At 62.4% G+C, this 19,151-nt stretch carries 15 protein-coding genes and 2 pseudogenes; 7 read left to right on the top strand and 10 right to left on the bottom strand.

Translation table 11 applies throughout. The annotated features are described in order from the left end of the window. The 5 genes and pseudogenes from Q7T64_RS12730 to Q7T64_RS12710 form a co-directional block, all read left to right on the top strand. Positions 1-239: pseudogene (locus Q7T64_RS12730) on the top strand (TRAP transporter small permease); the annotation flags it as partial. Positions 240-254: 15 nt separating this feature from the next. Further along, complete coding sequence (locus tag Q7T64_RS12725) at positions 255-1,565, top strand: TRAP transporter large permease (RefSeq protein WP_304796167.1); 1,311 nt, start codon at positions 255-257, stop codon at positions 1,563-1,565. Between the two features lie 149 nt (positions 1,566-1,714). Further along, the gene (locus Q7T64_RS12720; protein ID WP_304796165.1) at positions 1,715-2,692 is read left to right on the top strand and encodes a tripartite tricarboxylate transporter substrate binding protein; all 978 of its coding nucleotides are present in this window, start codon (positions 1,715-1,717) and stop codon (positions 2,690-2,692) included. A 106-nt stretch (positions 2,693-2,798) separates the two neighbouring features. Further along, on the top strand, positions 2,799-3,962 hold the full coding sequence (locus Q7T64_RS12715; RefSeq protein ID WP_304796163.1) for a thiolase domain-containing protein: 1,164 nt from the start codon (positions 2,799-2,801) through the stop codon (positions 3,960-3,962). Between the two features lie 4 nt (positions 3,963-3,966). Then, a complete protein-coding gene (locus Q7T64_RS12710; protein ID WP_304796161.1) occupies positions 3,967-4,359 on the top strand; it encodes a Zn-ribbon domain-containing OB-fold protein in 393 nt (130 codons plus the stop codon). A 96-nt stretch (positions 4,360-4,455) separates the two neighbouring features. Here the strand turns inward: Q7T64_RS12710 and Q7T64_RS12705 are convergent, their stop codons facing one another. Further along, positions 4,456-6,090 carry a bifunctional diguanylate cyclase/phosphodiesterase gene (locus Q7T64_RS12705; RefSeq protein WP_304796175.1) on the bottom strand — a complete coding sequence of 545 codons (1,635 nt, stop codon included), beginning with the start codon at positions 6,088-6,090 and terminating at the stop codon, positions 4,456-4,458. Further along, on the bottom strand, positions 6,039-6,545 hold the full coding sequence (locus tag Q7T64_RS12700; RefSeq protein ID WP_304796159.1) for a PAS domain-containing protein: 507 nt from the start codon (positions 6,543-6,545) through the stop codon (positions 6,039-6,041). The genes Q7T64_RS12705 and Q7T64_RS12700 overlap by 52 nt, the downstream gene beginning before the upstream one ends. Before the next feature lie 166 nt (positions 6,546-6,711). On the opposite strand from Q7T64_RS12700, the gene Q7T64_RS12695 reads away from it, so the two are divergent. Then, positions 6,712-10,929, top strand: coding sequence for a CheR family methyltransferase (locus Q7T64_RS12695; RefSeq protein ID WP_304796157.1), 4,218 nt, complete (start codon positions 6,712-6,714; stop codon positions 10,927-10,929). Between the two features lie 123 nt (positions 10,930-11,052). Here Q7T64_RS12695 and Q7T64_RS12690 read toward each other — a convergent pair. The 8 genes and pseudogenes from Q7T64_RS12690 to Q7T64_RS12655 all read right to left on the bottom strand — a co-directional run bounded on the left by Q7T64_RS12690 (position 11,053) and on the right by Q7T64_RS12655 (position 18,208). After that, positions 11,053-11,833 (bottom strand): annotated as a pseudogene (locus Q7T64_RS12690) (tripartite tricarboxylate transporter substrate-binding protein). A 253-nt stretch (positions 11,834-12,086) separates the two neighbouring features. After that, on the bottom strand, positions 12,087-12,506 hold the full coding sequence (locus Q7T64_RS12685; RefSeq protein ID WP_304796155.1) for an aconitase X swivel domain-containing protein: 420 nt from the start codon (positions 12,504-12,506) through the stop codon (positions 12,087-12,089). Then, positions 12,503-13,744 carry an aconitase X catalytic domain-containing protein gene (locus Q7T64_RS12680; protein ID WP_304796153.1) on the bottom strand — a complete coding sequence of 414 codons (1,242 nt, stop codon included), beginning with the start codon at positions 13,742-13,744 and terminating at the stop codon, positions 12,503-12,505. Before Q7T64_RS12680 ends, Q7T64_RS12685 begins: the two co-directional genes overlap by 4 nt. Positions 13,745-13,783: 39 nt before the next feature. Further along, positions 13,784-14,599, bottom strand: coding sequence for a GntR family transcriptional regulator (locus tag Q7T64_RS12675; protein WP_304796151.1), 816 nt, complete (start codon positions 14,597-14,599; stop codon positions 13,784-13,786). A gap of 130 nt (positions 14,600-14,729) precedes the next feature. Beyond that, positions 14,730-15,170 (bottom strand): nuclear transport factor 2 family protein, encoded by a 441-nt coding sequence (locus tag Q7T64_RS12670; protein WP_304796149.1) that lies wholly within the window; start codon positions 15,168-15,170, stop codon positions 14,730-14,732. A gap of 17 nt (positions 15,171-15,187) precedes the next feature. Further along, complete coding sequence (locus Q7T64_RS12665) at positions 15,188-15,991, bottom strand: SDR family oxidoreductase (protein ID WP_304796147.1); 804 nt, start codon at positions 15,989-15,991, stop codon at positions 15,188-15,190. Between the two features lie 28 nt (positions 15,992-16,019). Further along, positions 16,020-16,805 (bottom strand): DUF1365 domain-containing protein, encoded by a 786-nt coding sequence (locus Q7T64_RS12660; protein WP_304796144.1) that lies wholly within the window; start codon positions 16,803-16,805, stop codon positions 16,020-16,022. A 44-nt stretch (positions 16,806-16,849) separates the two neighbouring features. Continuing rightward, positions 16,850-18,208, bottom strand: coding sequence for an NAD(P)/FAD-dependent oxidoreductase (locus Q7T64_RS12655; RefSeq protein ID WP_304796142.1), 1,359 nt, complete (start codon positions 18,206-18,208; stop codon positions 16,850-16,852). A gap of 297 nt (positions 18,209-18,505) precedes the next feature. Between Q7T64_RS12655 and Q7T64_RS12650 the strand changes: the two genes are divergently transcribed. Then, positions 18,506-19,066 carry an NADPH-dependent FMN reductase gene (locus Q7T64_RS12650; protein WP_304796140.1) on the top strand — a complete coding sequence of 187 codons (561 nt, stop codon included), beginning with the start codon at positions 18,506-18,508 and terminating at the stop codon, positions 19,064-19,066. Positions 19,067-19,151 lie beyond the last annotated feature (85 nt).

Here is a 19,151-nt window from a genome sequence, read left to right as displayed (position 1 = left end):
GCTACCTGTCCTTGCGCGCGAGCATGTACACCTGGCACAGCTTCGCGTCCGGCGACGTCGCCGGCGGCCTGGTGGCGATGCCGATGTGGATTCCGCAATCGGCATTTGTCATTGGCGCCTGGTTGCTGTTGCTGGCGGTGCTCGACGAGCTGGTGCTGGTACTGCAGGGCCGCAAGCCGACTTACCAGCAAGCCGTCGAAGAGCGCCACGCCCGCGGCGATTTCTCCGCCGATATCTGACAGGTAAATACACTCATGGATACATTGACTGTCGGCGCCATCTTGCTGGCGCTGATGCTGGTGCTGCTGGCCTGCGGAATCTGGATTGCGATGACGCTGGCCATCACCGCCTGGATCGGCCAGGTTTTCTTTGTCGATACCGAGCCGGGCATGAACCTGTTCATCGCATTCTGGGAATCGAATGCGTCCTGGGAACTGGCGGCGCTGCCGATGTTCATCTGGATGGGCGAGATCCTGTTCCGCACGAAATTGAGCGAGCAGATGTTCGAAGGGCTGCGGCCGTGGCTGAACCGGGTGCCGGGACGGCTGATGCACACCACGATCCTGGGCTGCGGCGTATTCGGCTCGGTGTCCGGTTCGTCGGCGGCGACCTGCGCCACGATTTCCAAGGTGGCCCTGCCCGAACTGATGCGCCGCGGCTACGACGAAAAGCTCGCGCTCGGCGCCCTGGCCACCGGGGGCACGCTGGGGATACTGATTCCGCCGTCGATCACGATGGTGGTGTATGCGGTTGCCGCCGACGCTTCTGTGATCCGCGTATTCCTGGCGGGATTCCTGCCCGGTTTGCTGCTGATGTGTCTTTTCTCGGGCTACATCGCGGTGTGGAGCCTGATGAATCCGTCCAAGGTGCCGGCGGCCGATCCGCCGATGCCCTTCATGCAGAAGGTGCGCAATTCCGGCAACCTGATTCCGTGTTCGCTGCTGATCGTTTTCATTGTCTGGGTCATCATCGCCGGCTGGGCCACGGCCACCGAATGCGCCGCCTTCGGCGTGTTGGGCTCGCTGGCGATTGCCGCCTGGGGGCGCAGCCTGAACTGGAAAAATTTCTGGGAGGGCCTGATGGGCGCGACCCGCACCAGTTGCATGATCATGATGATCCTGGCAGGTGCCGCCTTCCTGACCAAGACGATGGCGTTTACCGGCATCCCGCGCGAACTGGCCGAATGGGTGACCGCAATGAACCTGTCATCGTTCCAGCTGATTGCCGTGCTGGTGGTGGTCTACCTGGTGCTCGGCACGGCGCTCGATGGCATCTCGATGATCGTGCTCACCGCTGCCGTCGTGCTGCCGATGATCCAGAAGGCGGGATTCGACCTGGTCTGGTTCGGCATTTTCATCGTGCTGCTGGTGGAAATTGCGGAAGTCACGCCACCGGTCGGGTTTAACCTGTTCGTGTTGCAAAACATGACGGGCAGGGACAGCAACACGATTGCGCTGGCCTCGATTCCTTTTTTCATCTGCCTGGTGGTCTGCATTGCGCTGGTCACTGTTTTTCCACAGATCGTCACCTACCTGCCTGACCTGGTGATGGGCAAGCAAGGCTAGCCGCAGCCACTGGAAGCGCGCCGCAGCGTCCTTGTTTTTAGCACGTTTGTGCTAGGTATCGTTGCACGACTGTGCGAGCGAGGTTACACTTCTCGTCAAACGATGCGATGCCCGGGCCGGTCAGGTGCGGGCGCAAACAAGGAGACGAGATGAAATTGCTGCACCTGTTGGCCGCAGTGTTTTTTGCGGCCGCGATGGCGCCGGCGAGCGCGCAGACGGCTGCAACCGGCTATCCCAACAAGCCGGTCAAGCTGATCGTGCCGTTCCCGCCCGGCGGCGCTGCCGACAATATCGGCCGCGCAGTGGCCGCAAGCTTGCAGTCGGCTTGGAACCAGACAGTTATCGTCGAGAACCGGCCCGGCGCCGGCGGCATGGTTGGCGCAGAAGCGGCGGCACGCGCGACGGCCGACCCTTACACGCTGTTCCTCGGATCGATCGGCGTGATGACAGTGAACCAGCATATCCACAAGGACATGCGCTACGACACGGTGAAGGACTTCACCCCGATTTCGATGCTGCTGACCATGCCCAGCGTGCTGATCGTGAACCAGTCCGTGCCGGCCAACAACGTGCAGGAATTCCTCCGGCATGCGCGCGCCAACCCGGGCAAGCTGTCGTATGGTTCAGCCGGAAACGGCACCACCGAGCACACCAACGGCGTGATGCTGGCCAGCCTGGAAAACCTGGACATGCTGCATGTGCCGTACAAGGGCATTGCACCGGCGCTGACCGACTTGCTGGGCGGCCAGATCAATTTCATCATTGAGCAGGCCGTGGCGGCCCTGCCCCTGATCAAGGTCTGCAAGGTCAAGGCGCTGGACGTGACGACGGCGCAGCGTTCGCCGATCCTGCCGGATGTGCCGACGCTGGCCGAGAGTGGCGTCAAGGGCTTCAATGCCTTTGCCTGGTACGCGTTGTATGCGCCAGCCGGGATTGCGCCGGCAATCCGCACGCAGATCAATGCGGACCTGGTCAAGCACTTCAATACGCCGGCCAACAAGGCGCGCTTTGCCGATATCGGCGGCGAAGTATCGACCTCCACGCCGGAAGCGCTGGCTGCGTTCCAGGCCACTGAAATCGTGCGCTGGGCGGACATCGTCAAGCGCGCCGGCATCCGCCGCGATTGAGCCGGCATGCCGGCATGATTTTTTGGTTTGCGGCCACGCTGGTCGGCCGTATCCTTGATGACGCAAATTTTGCACCTTTGAATCTGACTCTGTCGAAAGTTCCGCAATGACAAAACCAGGCAGCGCCTATATCGCAGGCATCTTCGAACATCCGACTCGCAAGGCGGATGACAAATCACTGGCCCAGCTGCATGCCGAAGTGGCGCGCGGCGCGCTGCAGGACGCGGGCCTGACCAAGGATGACGTCGACGGCTATTTTTGCGCCGGCGACGCACCCGGTCTGGGACCCTTGTCGATGGCCGAATACATCGGCCTGAAACCCCGGCATGTCGAGTCGACCGACGTCGGCGGCTCGTCCTACATCCTGCATGTGGGCCATGCGGCGCGCGCGATTGCCGCCGGCAAATGCAGCGTGGCGCTGATCACGCTGGCCGGCCGGCCGCGCGCCGAGGGCGGCAGCCCGAGCCTGGGCCTGCGCACCGAGCTGTTCCCGGAGGGTGCGTTTGAAGTGCCGTATGGTCCGGCGATCGTGAATGTGTATGGCATGTGCGCAATGCGCCACATGCATGAATACGGCACCACCAGCGAGCAGCTGGCTTGGATCAAGGTGGCGGCGTCACACCATGCACAGCATAATCCGCACGCCATGTTGCGCGATGTGGTCACGGTGGACGATGTGCTCAATTCACCGATGGTGGCCGATCCGTTGCATCGGCTCGACTGCTGCGTGGTCAGCGATGGCGGCGGCGCGATCGTGGTCGTCAGCCCTGAAATCGCCAGGACACTGAAGCGCCCGCGCATCAAGGTGATCGGCGCGGCAGAGGCCCTGAAGTATCACTTGGGCGGCAAGGTTGACCTGACTTTTTCGGCCGGCGTGGAGTCGGGCAAGCGCGCATTCGACGAGGCCGGCATCACGCCGGCGGACATCAAGTACGCGTCCATTTACGACAGCTTCACCATTACCGTGCTGATGCAGCTGGAAGACCTGGGGTTTTGCGCCAAGGGAAAGGGGGGGCAGTTCGTTGCCGACGGCAACCTGATTTCGGGCGTGGGCAAATTGCCTTTCAATACCGACGGCGGCGGCCTGTGCAACAACCATCCCGGCAATCGCGGCGGCATGACCAAGGTGCTGGAAGCAGTGCGCCAATTGCGCGGCGAAGCACATCCTGCGGTGCAGGTAAAAAATTGCGACCTGGCGCTCGCGCATGGAACCGGCGGTTCGCTGGGTACCCGCCACGGTTCGGCGACCGTGATCCTGGAAAGGGAGTAATGACATGAGCAGGAAAATACCCGCGCCGGTGCGCAATCCGGAAACGGCTGCATTCTGGGACGCAGCATCAAATGGTTCGCTGCTGTTGAAGACTTGCCGCAGCTGCAAGCAGCCGCATTTCTATCCAAGGACCATCTGCCCGTTCTGCAACAGCGACGACACCGAGTGGCAGACGTCCAGCGGACGCGGCACCATCTATTCCTGGAGCGTGATGCGCCGCGCGCCAAATCCGTATGCGATCGCTTTCGTGACGCTGGCGGAAGGGCCGACGATCATGAGCAATATCGTCGAATGCGATTTCGATGCGCTGCGCATCGGGCAGGAAGTGGAGCTGGTATTCGTGCCGGCCGAAGACGGCGCGGCGGTGCCGATGTTCCGGCCGCTGGCGCACGCCTGAGGACAGGGCCGGCGCGAGTCGCCTGCAAAGATGGCGGCGACCAGTCCGCCCGGTTCCTTCCGGGGGGACTGGTCGCCGCCAGCCGCATGCCGTGGGCTAATGCGCCCAAGCGTACTGTATGCCGCGCAATGCACAGGTCCTGAAATAGCTTTCCATTTCCGCCGGCGCCAGTGGCTGGCATAGCAGGTAGCCCTGGATTTCGTCGCAGCCTTCGGCCTTCAGCATCCAGACCTGGTCGAAGGTGGTCACGCCTTCGGCCACCACCCGCAGTTGCATGCTGTGCGCCATGGCAATGGTGGCGCGGACGATGGCAGCGTCGTCCTCGTCGCCGGGAATGTCCTTGATGAACGACTTGTCGATCTTCAAGGTGTCGATCGGCAGCCGTTTCAGGTAACTCAGCGATGAATAGCCGGTGCCGAAGTCATCGATCGACATCCCGACGCCGAGCCGGCGCAGCGCGTCGAGCCCGATGCTGATGGTGTCGATGTTTTCCATCAGGCTGTTTTCGGTTATTTCCAGTTCCAGCGTCCCGGGTTCCAGGCTGGACTGCGCCAGCGCCCTGGCGACCACGTCGCAAAAACCCTCCGAGTACAACTGCAGGGGCGAGACGTTGACTGACACTTTGATCGGGTGCAGGCCGAGGTCGCGCCAGGCCCGTATCTGGCGACAGGCCGACTGCAGCACCCATTCTCCAAGCGAGCCGATGATGCCGATTTCCTCTGCCAGTTCGATGAAGCTGGCGGGATAGATCAGGCCGCGCTCCGGATGCTCCCAGCGCACCAGCGCCTCGACCGCCACCAGGCGGTTGGTGGCCAGGTCCAGCCGCGGCTGGTAGTGCAGCACCAGCTCGCCGTCCGCAATTGCCCGCCGCAGGCCATGCTCGCGCCACAATTGGGACAGCGCCCGGACGTTCATCTCTGCTTCATAGAAACGGAACTGCCCCAGGCCCGCGTCCTTGGCCGCGTACATGGCAAGGTCTGCATGCTTGAGCAGTGCACCGGGGTCGGCGCCGTCGTCGGGATACATCGCCGCGCCGATGCTGGTCGACACGCTGACCGTCTGGCCGTCGAGGTCGACCGGCTTGCAGATCGCCTCCAGCAATCCGGTGGCAAACAGCCTGACCTGGTCGGCATGCTTGACGTCTTCCATCAGCACCCCGAAGTCGTCGCCGCCCAGCCGGGCCACGGTATCTGCCTCGCGCACTGCCTTGCGCAGGCGGTCGGCCACCACGCCCAGCAACTGGTCGCCCTTGTCATGGCCCAGGCTGTCGTTGATCACCTTGAAGCGGTTCAGGTCCATGAACAGCACACCGAGCCGGGTGCGGTGACGGTGCGCTTGCTCGATCGCATGCTGCATGCGGTCTTGCAGCAGGTTGCGGTTGGGCAGGCCGGTCAGGGGGTCGTGGTTGGCGAGGTAGACGATGCGGCGTTCATCGCGCCGCCGCTGGCTGACATCGCGCATGATGCCGTGCACGCCGGCGATGCGATCATCGGCGATTTGCGGCAGCAGGGTCAGTTGCACTTCGACTTGGGTGCTGTCGGCGCGCAGGCAGTTGAGATCGCGGGTCTGGGGGGCGCCGGCAAGCGCCTGGCGGAACGCCCGCCGCAGCTCCGGCACGTCGGCCGCGGCCGCCAGCGAAACCGCCGGGCGCGTCAACAGCGCTTCGATGCCGTAGCCGGTCAGCACCGCCAGCGCCGGATTCGCCGCCGTGATCCGGCCGCCCGGGGACAGCGAAAAAACGCCGTCCGGGTGGTGCCAGAACAGCGTGTTGAAATTACGTCGATTGAGCGCTTCGGACTGTAGTTTCGTGCAATCATATTGCTGATGGTGACCAGGATCAGCGGCTCTCCCGCGGCACCGGATCCCGCTGCTTCGCGTTCCCACCGGCTGTATATATGCAATGCCCGGCCATCCGCGCCGTGGCACTTCAGTTCTCCTTCCCAGTGGCCATCGGCGAGAGTGGCATCCCGTGCATCGAGCAGTTGCTGCGGCTTGTTCGGCGCGACCAGTTCGGCCCAGGATTTGCCGGCGGCGGCCGTCGCCGTCACCATGAACAGGCCTTCAGCGCCCCGGCTCCAGAATCGGACATGCAAATGTCCGTCAAGCACGATAATGGCGTCGCCCGACAGGTCCGTCACGGAGCCAGTCGGTGTCCGGGAAGCGCGGATTTGCGGTACGCTGGGCATGCCGTTTGGATTCTACTCGAACCTTGTCGGTTACAGTTGCGTGCGCGGTGGTCGAAAGATTTCACCACGGCCATGGATTACACTCATTGTCGGGCGGTCATCGCCTTAGACTACAGTCTGCGCTATTTTTTGCGATCTTGTTGCCGTTCCAGCCTTTCGAGCCGATATGGACAATCACGCTTCTCTCGTTGTCGCGCCCTCGCATGACCGCAGCCTGGTACGCAGCACACTGGGGTTTCCGGTGGTGGGTCTGGGTGCATCCGCCGGCGGGCTGTCGGCGCTGATCAAGTTCTTTGAAAACACGCCAGTCAACAGCGGCATGGCCTTTGTCGTGGTGCTGCATCTGTCGCCAACGCATGAAAGCAACGTGGATGCGATTTTGCAGCGTGTTACCGGCATGCCGGTCCGGCAGGTGATGGAGTCGGTGCCGATCGAGGCAAACCACGTCTACGTCATCGCACCCGATCGCCAGTTGACCATGACGGACAACATATTGAAGGTCAATGCCCAGGAACGACCTCCCGGACGCCATGTTGTGGTGGATCTGTTCTTCCGCAGCCTGGCCGAGGCGCATCGCGAACGCGCGATGGCGGTCGTGCTGTCGGGAACCGGCGGTGACGGCTCCGGCGGCGTGCCCTGGATCAAGGAGCAAGGCGGGATCATCATCGCGCAGGATCCGGAAGATGCCGAGCACGATGAAATGCCGCGGGCGGCAATTGACACTGGCACTGTCGACTTTGTTTTGCCGGTGACGGAGATTCCCCGGAAATTGCAGGAAATCTGGCACAACGCCCAGGTCCTGGTGTTGCCGGCCGACGCCAGCCCCGAAATGCCGCATGCAGCGCCGGCGGCAAACCAGTTCAATAGCGAGGAGGCCCTGCAGCAAGTCGTGGGCCTGCTGCGCGAGCGCACCGGTCACGATTTCCGGCATTACAAGCGCGCCACCATGCTGCGCCGCATCGAGCGCCGCATGCAGGTGCGCGCAGTGCAGACCTTGGTGGCATATCGGGATGTACTGCAGAAAGACCCAACCGAGTCCGCTGCCCTGCTCAAGGACATGCTGATCGGCGTAACCAATTTTTTCCGGGACCGGGACGCGTTCGAGGCGCTTGAACGCGAGGTGTTGCCCGTACTGTTCCGCAATAAAAACGCCGGCGATACGCTGCGTGCCTGGGTGCCGGCCTGCTCGACAGGCGAAGAGGCCTATTCCATCGCGATGCTGTTTGCCGAGCACTGTGCCGCGATGCCGGCGCCGCCCCAGGTGAATATTTTTGCTTCGGATATCGATGACCGGGCAATTGCGGTGGGCCGCGCGGGTATTTATCCGAGCTCGATCCTGACCGACGTGGCGCCAGGCCGCCTGCGTCAGTTCTTCAACAAGGAGCAAGACCGCTACCGGATCCGCAAGGGCATACGCGATCGGGTGCTGTTTGCCGCCCACAATATCCTGCGCGATCCGCCGTTCTCCAAGGTTGACCTGATTTCCTGCCGCAACCTGCTGATCTACCTGAACCGCGATGTGCAGTCGCATGTGCTGGAAATGTTTCATTTCGCGCTGAACCCGGGGGGCTACCTGTTCCTGGGCAGCTCTGAATCGGCAGACGGGATCAGTAGTTTCTTCGAGCCGGTCAACAAGAAAGCCAGGATATACCGCGCCAAGCCCGCATCGCGGCCAGCCCGCTTTGCGCCACCGATGGGTTTGCGCATACCGGCCCGCTTGTCGGAAGTCGCGGAGGAAGCGCCGCGCACGCGCCGCCAGTTTTCGTTTGCCGAGGTGCATCAGCGGGTGCTGGCCCAGTTCGCGCCGCCGAGCGTGATTGTCAATGCTGAATCCGACATCGTCCACATGTCCGACCGTGTCGGCCGCTTCTTGCGGCATGTGGCGGGCGAGCCGTCGAGCAGTGTCGTGTCGCTGGTGTTGCCGGAGCTGCGGCTGGAGTTGCGCACAGCAATGCACCAGGCGCAAAAGACGCGCCGCAGCGTCGAAGCGCGCCGGGTGGAGCTGGAGCGTGACGGTGGCCGCTTCTACATCAACATGATCCTGCGTCCGTTCCATGACGACGCCGCCGATGCCGATCTGGTGCTGGTCATGTTCGATGAAGTCGAGCAGACCATGCGCCCCGATCCGGACGGCCTGCTGAAGAAGGACGCCGTGCTGGGCGAACTGGAGGAGGAGCTGCAGCGCACCAAGGAGCAGTTGCAGGAAACAATCGAGCAATCGGAAGTTTCGACCGAGGAATTGCGCGCTTCCAATGAAGAGCTGCAGGCGATCAATGAAGAATTGCGCTCGGCCACCGAAGAACTGGAGACCAGCAAGGAAGAGCTGCAGTCGGTCAACGAAGAACTGGTGACCGTCAATTACGAACTGAAGATGAAGGTCGAAGAGGCCGGCAAGGTCAACGACGACCTCAACAACCTGATCGCATCGACCGACATTGCGACCTTGTTCGTCGACGCCGGCATGCGCATCAAGCGCTATACGCCGCGTGCGGCGGACATTTTCAGCATCATTCCCACCGACATCGGGCGCTCGATACTGGATCTGACGCATCGTCTCGATTATCCGGAGCTCAATAGCGATATCGCCGGTACCTTCAATACCTTGCATTCGGTCGAACGCGAGGTAAGCAGCAACGACGGCCGCTACTATATCGCGCGCCTGCTGCCGTACCGGACCACCGAAGACAGGATCGATGGTGCGGTGCTGACGTTCTTCGACATTACCCGCCGCCACAAGGCAGAGGATGACGTGCGCGCCGGCGAAGAGCGCATCAAGCTGGTCGCCGAGAGCACCAAGGACTATGCGATCATGACCACCGATGCCGACGGCATGGTGACCAGCTGGAACCAGGGTGCGCAGCGGGTGTTCGGCTATACCGAGCAGGAAATGATGGGGCACAGCGCCGACGTATTGTTCCTGCCGGAGGACCGTGCAGCCGGCATTCCTGGCGGAGAACGCCAGCGCGCGCGCGACGATGGTCGGGTCGAGGACGAGCGTTGGTATGTCAGCAAGGATGGGCGCCGTTTCTTTTGCAACGGCGTGGTGACGCCGATCGTCAATGCCGGCGAATTCCTGGGGTTTGCCAAGATTTCGCGCGACCAGACCGACCGTATCCGCTGGGAGTCGCAGCTCAGTGCCGAATTGGGTGCCGAAAAGGCCGGCCGCCAGCAGGCCGACATGCGCAACGAATTCCTGGCCGTTCTGGCGCATGAATTGCGCCATCCGCTGAACCTGATCAACATCAACGCCGAACTGCTGGCCCGGCTGCCTGAAGCCCGCTGGTCAGCGCGCGCCACGCAATCGCTGGACCGGATCCGCAGCGCCGTGCTCAACCAGGCCAAGCTGATTGAAGACCTGATGGATCTGTCCCGCTTGCGGCACGGCAAGCTGGCGATGTCGGTCAAGCCGATGGAGCTGGGATCCATTGCAGACGCCACGGTGGAGGCCATGCGCGCCGATCCGGCGACTGCCAACCTGACACTGTCACTACAGCGGCGGGCGCCGGTGGTCATGGTCTGCGCCGATCGGGTCCGGATCGAGCAGGTGCTGATGAACCTGATCACGAATGCGGTCAAATTCACGCCCCCCAACGGGCGTGTGCAAGTCGAAATCGGGCGCGACGGCGATGAAGCGCGCATCGACGTGATCGACACCGGCCGCGGCATCGATGCCGAGGTGCTGCCGCATGTGTTCGACATGTTCGCGCAGGGAAATTCCCATGGGGCGCGCGCAAGCGGCGGACTGGGGATCGGATTGGCACTGGTGCGGCAGTTGGTCCAGTTGCACGGCGGCCGGGTCCGTGCCAGCTCGGCAGGGCATAACCGCGGCGCAAAATTTTCGGTCTGGCTGCCCTTGTACGAACAGGGCGGACAAGACGTGGACGCCGACACCGCCCCCAAGGGCAATAGCCTGTCGGGACTGCGGGTACTGGTGGTCGATGACATGGCCGAAGCCGCCGAAATCCTTCAATCGCTGTTACAGCTGGAAGGGGCGCAGGCGGATCGCGCCAACAGCGCGGAACAGGCAATGGCGATGCTGGCGCAACAGTCGTATGACTTGCTGGTCTCGGACATATCGATGCCGAAAACCGACGGCGTCGAGCTGCTGCGGCAGGTGCGTGAACGCTACAGCCTGCCGGCAATCGCTGTTAGCGGCAGGGTCGCGCCCGAAGATATCAAGCGCATCCGTACAAGCGGGTTTGCCAGCGTACTGGCCAAGCCGATCGACCCGGCGCAATTGTTCAGCCTGGCGCGGGAAGCGGTCGGATCGGGCAAAGGCAGCGTGGGTGGGAATGCCGCCAGTGCGGATCGGGGCGCAAGAGCCGTTGGCGGCAAGGACAGCAGCAGCAACGACAGCAGCAACGAGAACCCGCCGCAATCATAGCTGGGTCAGGTGTGGCGCGAAGGGGCGATCAGGCGGGTGTTTGCGTTGCTCAATTTTTGGCCTTTCAGGGGTTATTGGCTTCACATCGACGCCAATAACCCCCAACAACGCCATAAAAGAAAATCAATTATTCGTCGCCCCGGAATCCTTGACCACCTTGCTCCACTTGGCCGCCTCAGCCTGGATAAATTTCCCAAACGTCCCCGAATCCATCGTCAAAGGCTCGATCCCCAGATCCCGCAGGGCCCGGAACGATTCCCCTTTAGCCGCCTCCAGCACTGCCGCCGACAGCTTGTCGGCAATATCCTTAGGCAACTTGGCCGGCGCCAACACCCCCCACCACGCCGTCATTTCATAGTCCGGAAAACCGGCTTCCACCACAGTGGGCACATCCGGCAAAACCGCAAGACGCTGGCGCGACGCAACGGCAAGCGCCTTGATCCGCCCACCCTTGATATGCGGCAGCACCGACTGCACCGGATCAAACATCATGTCGATCTGACCGCCGATCAAATCCTGCACCGCCGGCGCGCTCCCCTTGTACGGAACATGGGTCAGCACAGCGCCAGTCTGCGACTTGAAGCGACAGATGACCTGGCGAGCCGCTGCCGGCACTGCCGTAATTCGGCGGCCGCGCACGGCTCTTGTCACGCCCGGCTGCGACCAGGGCGGCAAGATTGGGATAGGTCCCGCTGCCGTTCACCACGATCGCCACCGGCGCCGAGCCGGTCAGCGCAATCGCCGTGAAATCCGTGCGGGGATCGTAGGGCAGGGATTTGTAGACGCTCGGGTTGATCGCTTGCGTGCCGACGGTTCCCAGCAGCAGCGTGTAGCCGTCGGGCGCCGATTTCGACACGACATCGGCGCCGATGCTGCCACCTGCGCCGCCGCGATTGTCGACCACGACGGTCTGTCCCAGCACCCGCGACAATTCCTTTGCCAGCGGTCGCGCGACGATATCGGTAGGGCCGCCGGGCGGGAAGGGCACCACCAGCCGGATGGTCCGGTTGGGATAGCTCGGATCAGCGACGGCCGCGCCGGCCTACAGCAGACCGGCAGCCAGTATTGCCAGGGTACGTTTGCTCATTGTCTCCTCCTTGATATTGTCGTTTTTCGTGCTTGCGGACAGGCCGCTGTCGGCCTGTCCGCACGGCTTGTCAGGCCGCCTTTTCCAGCAGTTCGATAGTCTTTTTCTGGGGATCGACCCGCACCAGGTCGCCATCGCTGAATACTTCGGACGGATCATGCGACCAGCCCTGCGTGATGGTGATGTCGGCCAGCACCGCGCCCTGCACCATGACCGGATTGGTGACGCCGAATATCAGCGCCTTGGGTGCAATCTGCTTGTGCTTGATGTCGTAGTAGGCCCATCCCGCCGCGATGCCGCCCTTGGCGGTCGGGAAAAAGCAGATCATGTCCTTGATGTTCTTGCCTTCGAGCTTGTGGCCGGGCTTGCTGATCAGGCCGGTCCAGCGGTCAAGGTCGTAGCGCGGCGAAAAACCTTCGGTGGAAATCAGCACGCGGCCTTCTACCACCGGACCGAATGCGTCGTCGACGCGAAACACGGGGGCGCTCATTCGATCCTCCCGGTGCAGGCGATGTCGACACAGTCCTGGGTGCGGCGCAGGATGGTGTTGAAGCGGTGCGCGCCGATGATATTGACGATCTTGGCCGAGTTGGAAACCATGTTCACCCAGCCATTCTTGATGCGCATCTGCGACAGGTTTTGCAGGATGTAGAAGCACACGCCTTCCAGGATCTGCACGCCGGCGTCTTCCAGGTCCTTGGTGTAGCCGATGCTTTCGGCCGATGCGCGCACGCCGCTGTAGGTGGTCACGAACACTTGCGTGCCGGGTGCGACCTTGCGTCCCTTGAATCGCTCCGACAGGTCTTTCATTTCCAGCAGCGACAGCTGCGGTCCGGAGAACACGACCAGGTTGCCGTTGCGGTCCTTCAAGTCGTAGTTGCGGTAGACCTGGTCCATCATGGCCTGGCTGACGACCATCTCTTCATCCGGCTTGCGCCCGCCAAGTGCAGCTTCCACCGTCGGCGCTTCCGGCGTCACGCCGACCATATGGAACATGCCCATCGAGCCATAGCTGGCCAGCGCTGCGCCCAGATGTTTCAGCTCGTCCGGTGACGGTTTGCGGTGCATGCCGGTAAAGACGGGCACCGCGTAATAGCTCTGGTGCGTTTCGCCCACCAGCTTGCCGAGTGCGCCCCAGTCAGCCAGGTCTTCCGGTTTGGCATCGACCCGCACCACGAAGCTGCCACGCCGGCATTCATCGAGGTGGAATCCGTAGGCTGGCGTGCGGCCGGTGACGGCTGCGGAAAACGCCGCCGGGCCGCTTTCGAAATTGCTGCGCGCACCGAACACCGAGTTGGCATAGATCACGGTGCCGGTATCGCCCCAGGCCACGTGCTCGCCCAGGGTTGGCTGGTACACGGTCTGGTAGTTGATGCAGGTGTCGGTAGGCACCACGTTCATTTGCTTCAGGTAGGCGATGATCTTCTTTTCCTTGACCGCTTCGCCGGCGTCCTGGCCGAGGCTTTCGACATGGTTGAAATCCATGCAGCGGGCATTGGTCGTGATTGGAATCGAGCAGTGCGTCTTGCGATCGCATGCTTGCTTAAGGAAATCCAGGCCGCCGTCGCCCATGACTTCAATGTCGCCCATCATGTGGGCATTGGTGATCGGCACGAAGCGCTCGGCATGGAAAAATTTGCCGACTTCAATCTGGTAGGCCAGCGCCTTCTGTATGGCTTCGCCATGCTTGCCGGCCAGCATCTCTTGTTCTACTTCATTCAATTCCATTTGTTCTCCTAAATGCGGCAAGTGTCGATGCCGGTTGATTCAATTGCGGTGCGGCGTGCGCGCCGGGCTGCTTGCCGGTTCGAGCACACTGTGGATGGCAGAGGTGACCGACAAGGGGCCGGTCGTGTTCATGCGGAATTCATAGCGCTCTGCGCGTATGTGGATTTCGGAGTACTCGCAAAGCTGGTCCGAGTTGAGCATGGACGAGCGGCGTAGTAGCAGCAGCGGTGCATTGCGCTTGACTTCCAGCGCACCGGCCAGCCCGGCATCGGCGGCAACGGCACGGATGCCCAGTTCTGCCGACTTGATGGAGGAACCGAATTCGCGCATCACCAGGCCCAGCACCGGATAGCGGTCCAGCCGGTCCCGGTCCGGTATTGAATGGCTGGCGTACCAGGTATGCACCTGGGCGAATGCTTGCGTGGCGATGCGATAGCGGCGCACGAATTCAATCACATGCCGGCCGGTGCCCGACAGCGGAACGGCTTCCGGCGGCAACTGGACCGGATCGACCGCCATGCGCAGGATTTCGGTTTCCGGTTGCAGGCCCTGCAACTGCAGCTGCTCATAGAAGCCCTTGAACTCGCCGAGTTCGTACTTGATCACCGGCGCCAGCACGAAGGTGCCCTTGCCCTGGCGCGGCGCTACCACGCCCTGGCTGACCAGGTGGCGAATCGCCAGCCGCACGGTGACCCGGCTGGCCTGGTAACGGGCGACCAGCTCGGCCTCGCTGGGAAGCTTGTCGTCGGATTTCAGCAGCCCGGCATTGATCTGCTCCAGCAATGCATCTGCAATCTGGATGTAGATCGGCACAATCGAATGTCGATTGAAAGGGGCTTGGGCAGGGGCTGTCATCAGCTTACTTGTATTAACACGTATTACTATAAGCTGAGGCGGCCGGGGAAGGCAAATACTTTTGAGCTTGCGGGTGTCTGTGGATGCTGGCTGCAGCAGCAGTCCGGTGCTGAGGTGATCGCGGGGCCTGTCAGCCCTGGATGCGGCGCTTGAGCCAGCGCATCAAGCTGCCAATGATCGGCAGCTTTTCGTACAGTTCTTCGGCGGCATCCCAGTAGTCGCGGTGGGATTGGACCAGGCCGTCGTCATCGAAATGGATCTGGCTGCAGCCGCGTATGCACTGCTCGTCGCTGGGGCTGCGTTGCAGGCGGAAGTGGAAGTTCCAGGTGAGGAAAGCCTCGCTGTCCTGCAGCACGGTGCCGGTGATCACGAAGCGCGGATCGAGCAGATCCTCGAACATGCGGGCAAAAATGCGTTCGATGTCTTCAATGCGATGCACTTCATTGAACGGGTCCTTGAAGTACGCGTCCTCGCGATACAGCGTGCGCAGACGCGGTACATCGACAGCGTGCATGTTCTCGAAGAAATGCGCCAGTGCCTGCAACCGAACTGCCTGCGAACCATCGCTCATTTGCTTCACTCCTGTGGCTAGAGCCCGGTAATGCGCCGCAATGCGCCGAAATAGAGCCGGTAGGGAAGCAGGCGCAGCAATTTGAGCACGCGCGAAAAGCGCTTCGGGAAATGGATTTCGAATTCGCCGCGCTCGATGCCGGCCACGATTTCGGCTGCGGCCTGCTCTGCGCTGATCAGCGCCGGCATCTGAAAGTCATTATCGGCGGTCAGCGGCGTGGCGACAAAGCCGGGCGAGATCAGGTGTACGCCAATACCGGCCGGATGCAAGTCGTAATACAGCCCCTCGCACAGGTTGATCAGCGCCGCCTTGCTCGGACCATAGGCCAGCGCCTTGGGCAGCCCGGAGTAGCCGGCCACACTCGACACCAGCGCCACAGCGCCGGCGCCTTGCGCGCGCAGTAGCGGCACGGTGGCCGCCAGCACGTTGAGCGGGCCCTTGATATTGGTGTCGATGATGTCATGTGCAACTGCCAGGTCGATGTACTGGGCGCGCATCGCCCGGTAAATGCCGGCCGTCACCAGGATCAGGTCGATGCTGCCCCATTGCCGGCGCAGCGCTTGCGCCGCTTCTGCAACGGCCGGCGCATCGTTGATGTCGAGCGGCAGGATCGTCAGGGCGTCAGCGGCCTCCGGGCTGGCCGGCATCAGGGTGCGCAAGCTGGCTGCGGAACGCGCCGACACTGCCAGCACCGCGCCGCGTTGCAGCAGCAGCCTGGCGGTGGCCGCGCCAATGCCGCTGGAGGCGCCGATGATCCACACGCGTTTGCCGGACCAGTGCGTGACGGGCGCATTCATTGGCTGCCAAGGTAGCAGTCGCATCAGGGTGTTCCTGGCAGGAGGGATTGTGTCATCGGGATACCGGGTCAGCAGGGGCGGCCGGCTTGCGCACCAGCGGCAAGCGTTTGATGTAGAGCCGCAATGCGTGCAGGTGGATGCGCGCAACGATGCCCAGCGTCATCAGCGGCATGCGCAAGAACGCCGCCAGCGTGCGGGCGGCTGTCATTGGCCGGGCGGTGCCGGCGATGCTGGTCAGCAGCAGCGGGCCGCCGTCGTCGCCATAGTCGATCCGCGCCACATGCCGCACCAGCGTTTCGCCCTTGGCGCCGGTGCGTTCGGCCTGCATGAAGCGGAAGCGGTAGCCGCCGGCGACTTCGCAGAACGGCGACACATACAGGCGCTTGGGCGCTTGCAATTGCGCGCCCCAGGCCAGGTCTGCACCCTTGGGGTCGGCCAGCAGGTAGCAATGACGCTCGCCGAAGGTGTTGTTGACTTCGCAGACGATCGCGCGCAATTGTCCCGCGCGCGATTCGCAAAACCAGAAGCTCACGGGGTTGAACACGTAGCCAAGTACGCGCGGGAAGGTATGCAGCCAGATCTCGCCATCGGCGCCGTCGATGCCTTCGCTGCGCAACAGGTCGTCGATCCAGCTCAGCAGCGGCGCAGCGCCGGCCCCGTGGTCGCGGTCGTGGAACGACAGCAGGTTGAAGCGATTGTGTGACAGGAACGCATTGCCCCACCGCCGGTCTTGCAGGGTGCGCAAGGGCAGTCGCAACTGGTAGACCGGATAGTGGAAGGCATGGCTGACCGGACGCAAGCGCGTGTGCCGCACCAGCCCTGGCAATAATTGCGGCATTGCCTGCGCGCCGGAGCGGGGCGGCGAGGGGGCTGGTTGCACGCTCACGCTGCCGGCCGCAGTCGCGGCCTGTCCAGCGCTGCCAATGCCGCGACATGCTGCGCAATGTTGAGGCCAGAGCGCAATCCATCTTCGTGGAAACCATAACCGGTCCATGCGCCGCAGTACCAGACATGGCCGCGTCCCTGTAAACGTGGCAATTCATTCTGCGCGGCCAGCGCTTTTGCATCGAATACAGGATGCGCATAGTCGAATTCGCGCAGTATCTGTTCCGGCGCTGGCTCCCTGACGGGGTTCAGGCTGACGATTACTGTTTTCTCGCCCCATGCCGCAGGCAGGGGTTGCAGGCGGTTGATCAGGTAATGTACGCAGACCTGCGCCGGGGACTCGCCTTCGCCGGCGCGCGATGTCGCGGGCAGGCTGGTGTAATTCCAGGCCGACCACACCTTCTTGCGCGCCGGAAGCAGCGAGCTGTCGGTATGCAGCACGGCGCGGTTCTGCTGGTATTGCACACTGCCCAGTACCCGTCGTTCATGCTCTGAAGAGTCTTGCAGCAGCGCCAGCGTCTGGTCGCTGTGGCAGGCGAATATCACTTCATCGAAGATTTCAACGCCGCTCGCGCTATGAACCTGCACGCCGGCAGACGGATGATCCACTGGCCTGCGCACGGCCAGTACCGGATCCAGCCGCGCATCGCTTATCTGCGCCAGCATGCGCCGCACATACTCGCGCGAGCCGCCGCGTACCGTGCTCCACTGCGGACGGTCGCTGACCTGCAGCAGCCCGTGGTTGTGGCAGAAACGGATCATCGTCCTGACCGGGAAGTCGCGCATTTGCGCGGTCGGGCAGGACCAGATGCAGCCTGCCATCGGCAGGAAATACCAGTCACGGAATTCAGCTGAAAACCGGTGATGTTCGAGGAACTCACCCAGCGACAGCGGTAATTGCTCCAGTTCATGGGATTCGGCAAGGGCCGTGGTGATCCGGTTGAAGCGCATGATGTCGCGCAACATCCGCAGGAAGCGTGGATTGACCATGTTACCCCGCTGCGCAAACACCGTGTCAAGGTTGCTGCCAGCCCACTCCAAATCAATGTGGGGAAGCGATACTGCAAACGACATGTCCGATGTTGCCACCGGCACGTCGAGCTCCCTGAACAGGTTCACCAGTTGCGGATAGGTCTGCGGATTGAACACCAGGAACCCGGTGTCCACCCCGTGCGAGACAAAGCCGTCCGCGGTCTGGAAGCCGACATCGACCGTGTTGCTGTGCCCGCCAAAGTAACTATTGGATTCGAACAGCGTCACGCTGGAGCCATGGTCGCCGTGCGTGGCGAACAGGCGCTCCAGTTTCCAGGCGCAAGAAAGCCCGCTGATCCCAGCCCCGATGACGGCGACTTTCATTGCCTCGCCGATCCCCGCTCTGCCGTGCGGAAAAATATCAAGCGACCCAGCGGGCCTGTAGTTGTCATGTTTGTCTATGTCAATAACTATATTTGGCGATGATAATAGCACGCTTAAGCTATATACATATGAATTGTCTAGGACAACATTGTTCTGGAAGCTTGGCTCGCGCCGATCGCCGCGCAGGCGGCACATTGGCGCCGCCGGTAGAATGTCGATCTGGATCGTGGGCATGGCGGTGGACCGGATGGCGGGTCTCACCGGGGGTTCAAGGCAAATCGGTAAAAGGGGATCGCAATGGAACGCAAGAAAATCGCTGTATTGATCGGCAGTGCGCGCAAGGAGTCGTTCTCACGCAAAGTGGCCAGGACACTTATGTCGGTCGCGCCGGATTCGCTGGAGATGGTGATCGTTGAAGTCGACCAGATTCCTTTCTACAACCAGGACCTGGAAGATGCCGGCGCCACGCCCCCAGCCTGGCTGGTACTGCGCGAGCAGGTGCGCGCCTGCGATGGCTTGCTGTTCGTGACGCCCGAATACAACCGCGGCCTGCCGGCAATGCTGAAGAATGCGGTCGATGTCGGCTCCCGGCCGCCCGGGAAAAGCGTCTGGAGCGGCAAGCCGGCCGCGGTGGTGAGCATTTCGCCAGGACCGCTGGGTGGCTTCGGCGCCAATCACAGCCTGCGGCAATCGCTGGTGTCCCTGAATGTGCCGTGCATGCAGCAGCCCGAGGCTTACCTTGGCAATGTGGCTGGCATGTTCGACGCCGGCGGCAACATGACTGCCGACAGTACGCGCGAATTCCTGACCAAATTTGCCGCTTCCTTTGCCCGCTGGGTGGAACGGCAAACGGCCTGAGCCTGCAGCGCTGCCGCCCGAAGCCGGGGCGACCATCTGCGCCGCACAAAGGCCAACAGAAACAACAGAACCAAGAATCGCAACA

Origin of the sequence: Lacisediminimonas sp. (genome assembly GCF_030645335.1) — a bacterium.
In the GTDB taxonomy this organism is placed as follows: Bacteria; Pseudomonadota; Gammaproteobacteria; order Burkholderiales; family Burkholderiaceae_D; genus Lacisediminimonas.
Note: the sequence above shows the minus strand (reverse complement) of the source record. Positions and strands in the feature narration are given on the sequence as shown.

What these genes read in the sequence shown, in the direction of transcription:
- Q7T64_RS12725 (WP_304796167.1), top strand. Translation starts at nt 255, where the DNA reads ATGGATACATTGACTGTCGGCGCCATCTTGCTGGCGCTGATGCTGGTG.
- Q7T64_RS12720 (WP_304796165.1), top strand. Translation starts at nt 1,715, where the DNA reads ATGAAATTGCTGCACCTGTTGGCCGCAGTGTTTTTTGCGGCCGCGATG.
- Q7T64_RS12715 (WP_304796163.1), top strand. Translation starts at nt 2,799, where the DNA reads ATGACAAAACCAGGCAGCGCCTATATCGCAGGCATCTTCGAACATCCG.
- Q7T64_RS12710 (WP_304796161.1), top strand. Translation starts at nt 3,967, where the DNA reads ATGAGCAGGAAAATACCCGCGCCGGTGCGCAATCCGGAAACGGCTGCA.
- Q7T64_RS12700 (WP_304796159.1), bottom strand. Translation starts at nt 6,545, where the DNA reads ATGCCCAGCGTACCGCAAATCCGCGCTTCCCGGACACCGACTGGCTCC.
- Q7T64_RS12695 (WP_304796157.1), top strand. Translation starts at nt 6,712, where the DNA reads ATGGACAATCACGCTTCTCTCGTTGTCGCGCCCTCGCATGACCGCAGC.
- Q7T64_RS12685 (WP_304796155.1), bottom strand. Translation starts at nt 12,506, where the DNA reads ATGAGCGCCCCCGTGTTTCGCGTCGACGACGCATTCGGTCCGGTGGTA.
- Q7T64_RS12680 (WP_304796153.1), bottom strand. Translation starts at nt 13,744, where the DNA reads ATGGAATTGAATGAAGTAGAACAAGAGATGCTGGCCGGCAAGCATGGC.
- Q7T64_RS12675 (WP_304796151.1), bottom strand. Translation starts at nt 14,599, where the DNA reads ATGACAGCCCCTGCCCAAGCCCCTTTCAATCGACATTCGATTGTGCCG.
- Q7T64_RS12670 (WP_304796149.1), bottom strand. Translation starts at nt 15,170, where the DNA reads ATGAGCGATGGTTCGCAGGCAGTTCGGTTGCAGGCACTGGCGCATTTC.
- Q7T64_RS12665 (WP_304796147.1), bottom strand. Translation starts at nt 15,991, where the DNA reads ATGCGACTGCTACCTTGGCAGCCAATGAATGCGCCCGTCACGCACTGG.
- Q7T64_RS12660 (WP_304796144.1), bottom strand. Translation starts at nt 16,805, where the DNA reads ATGCCGCAATTATTGCCAGGGCTGGTGCGGCACACGCGCTTGCGTCCG.
- Q7T64_RS12655 (WP_304796142.1), bottom strand. Translation starts at nt 18,208, where the DNA reads ATGAAAGTCGCCGTCATCGGGGCTGGGATCAGCGGGCTTTCTTGCGCC.
- Q7T64_RS12650 (WP_304796140.1), top strand. Translation starts at nt 18,506, where the DNA reads ATGGAACGCAAGAAAATCGCTGTATTGATCGGCAGTGCGCGCAAGGAG.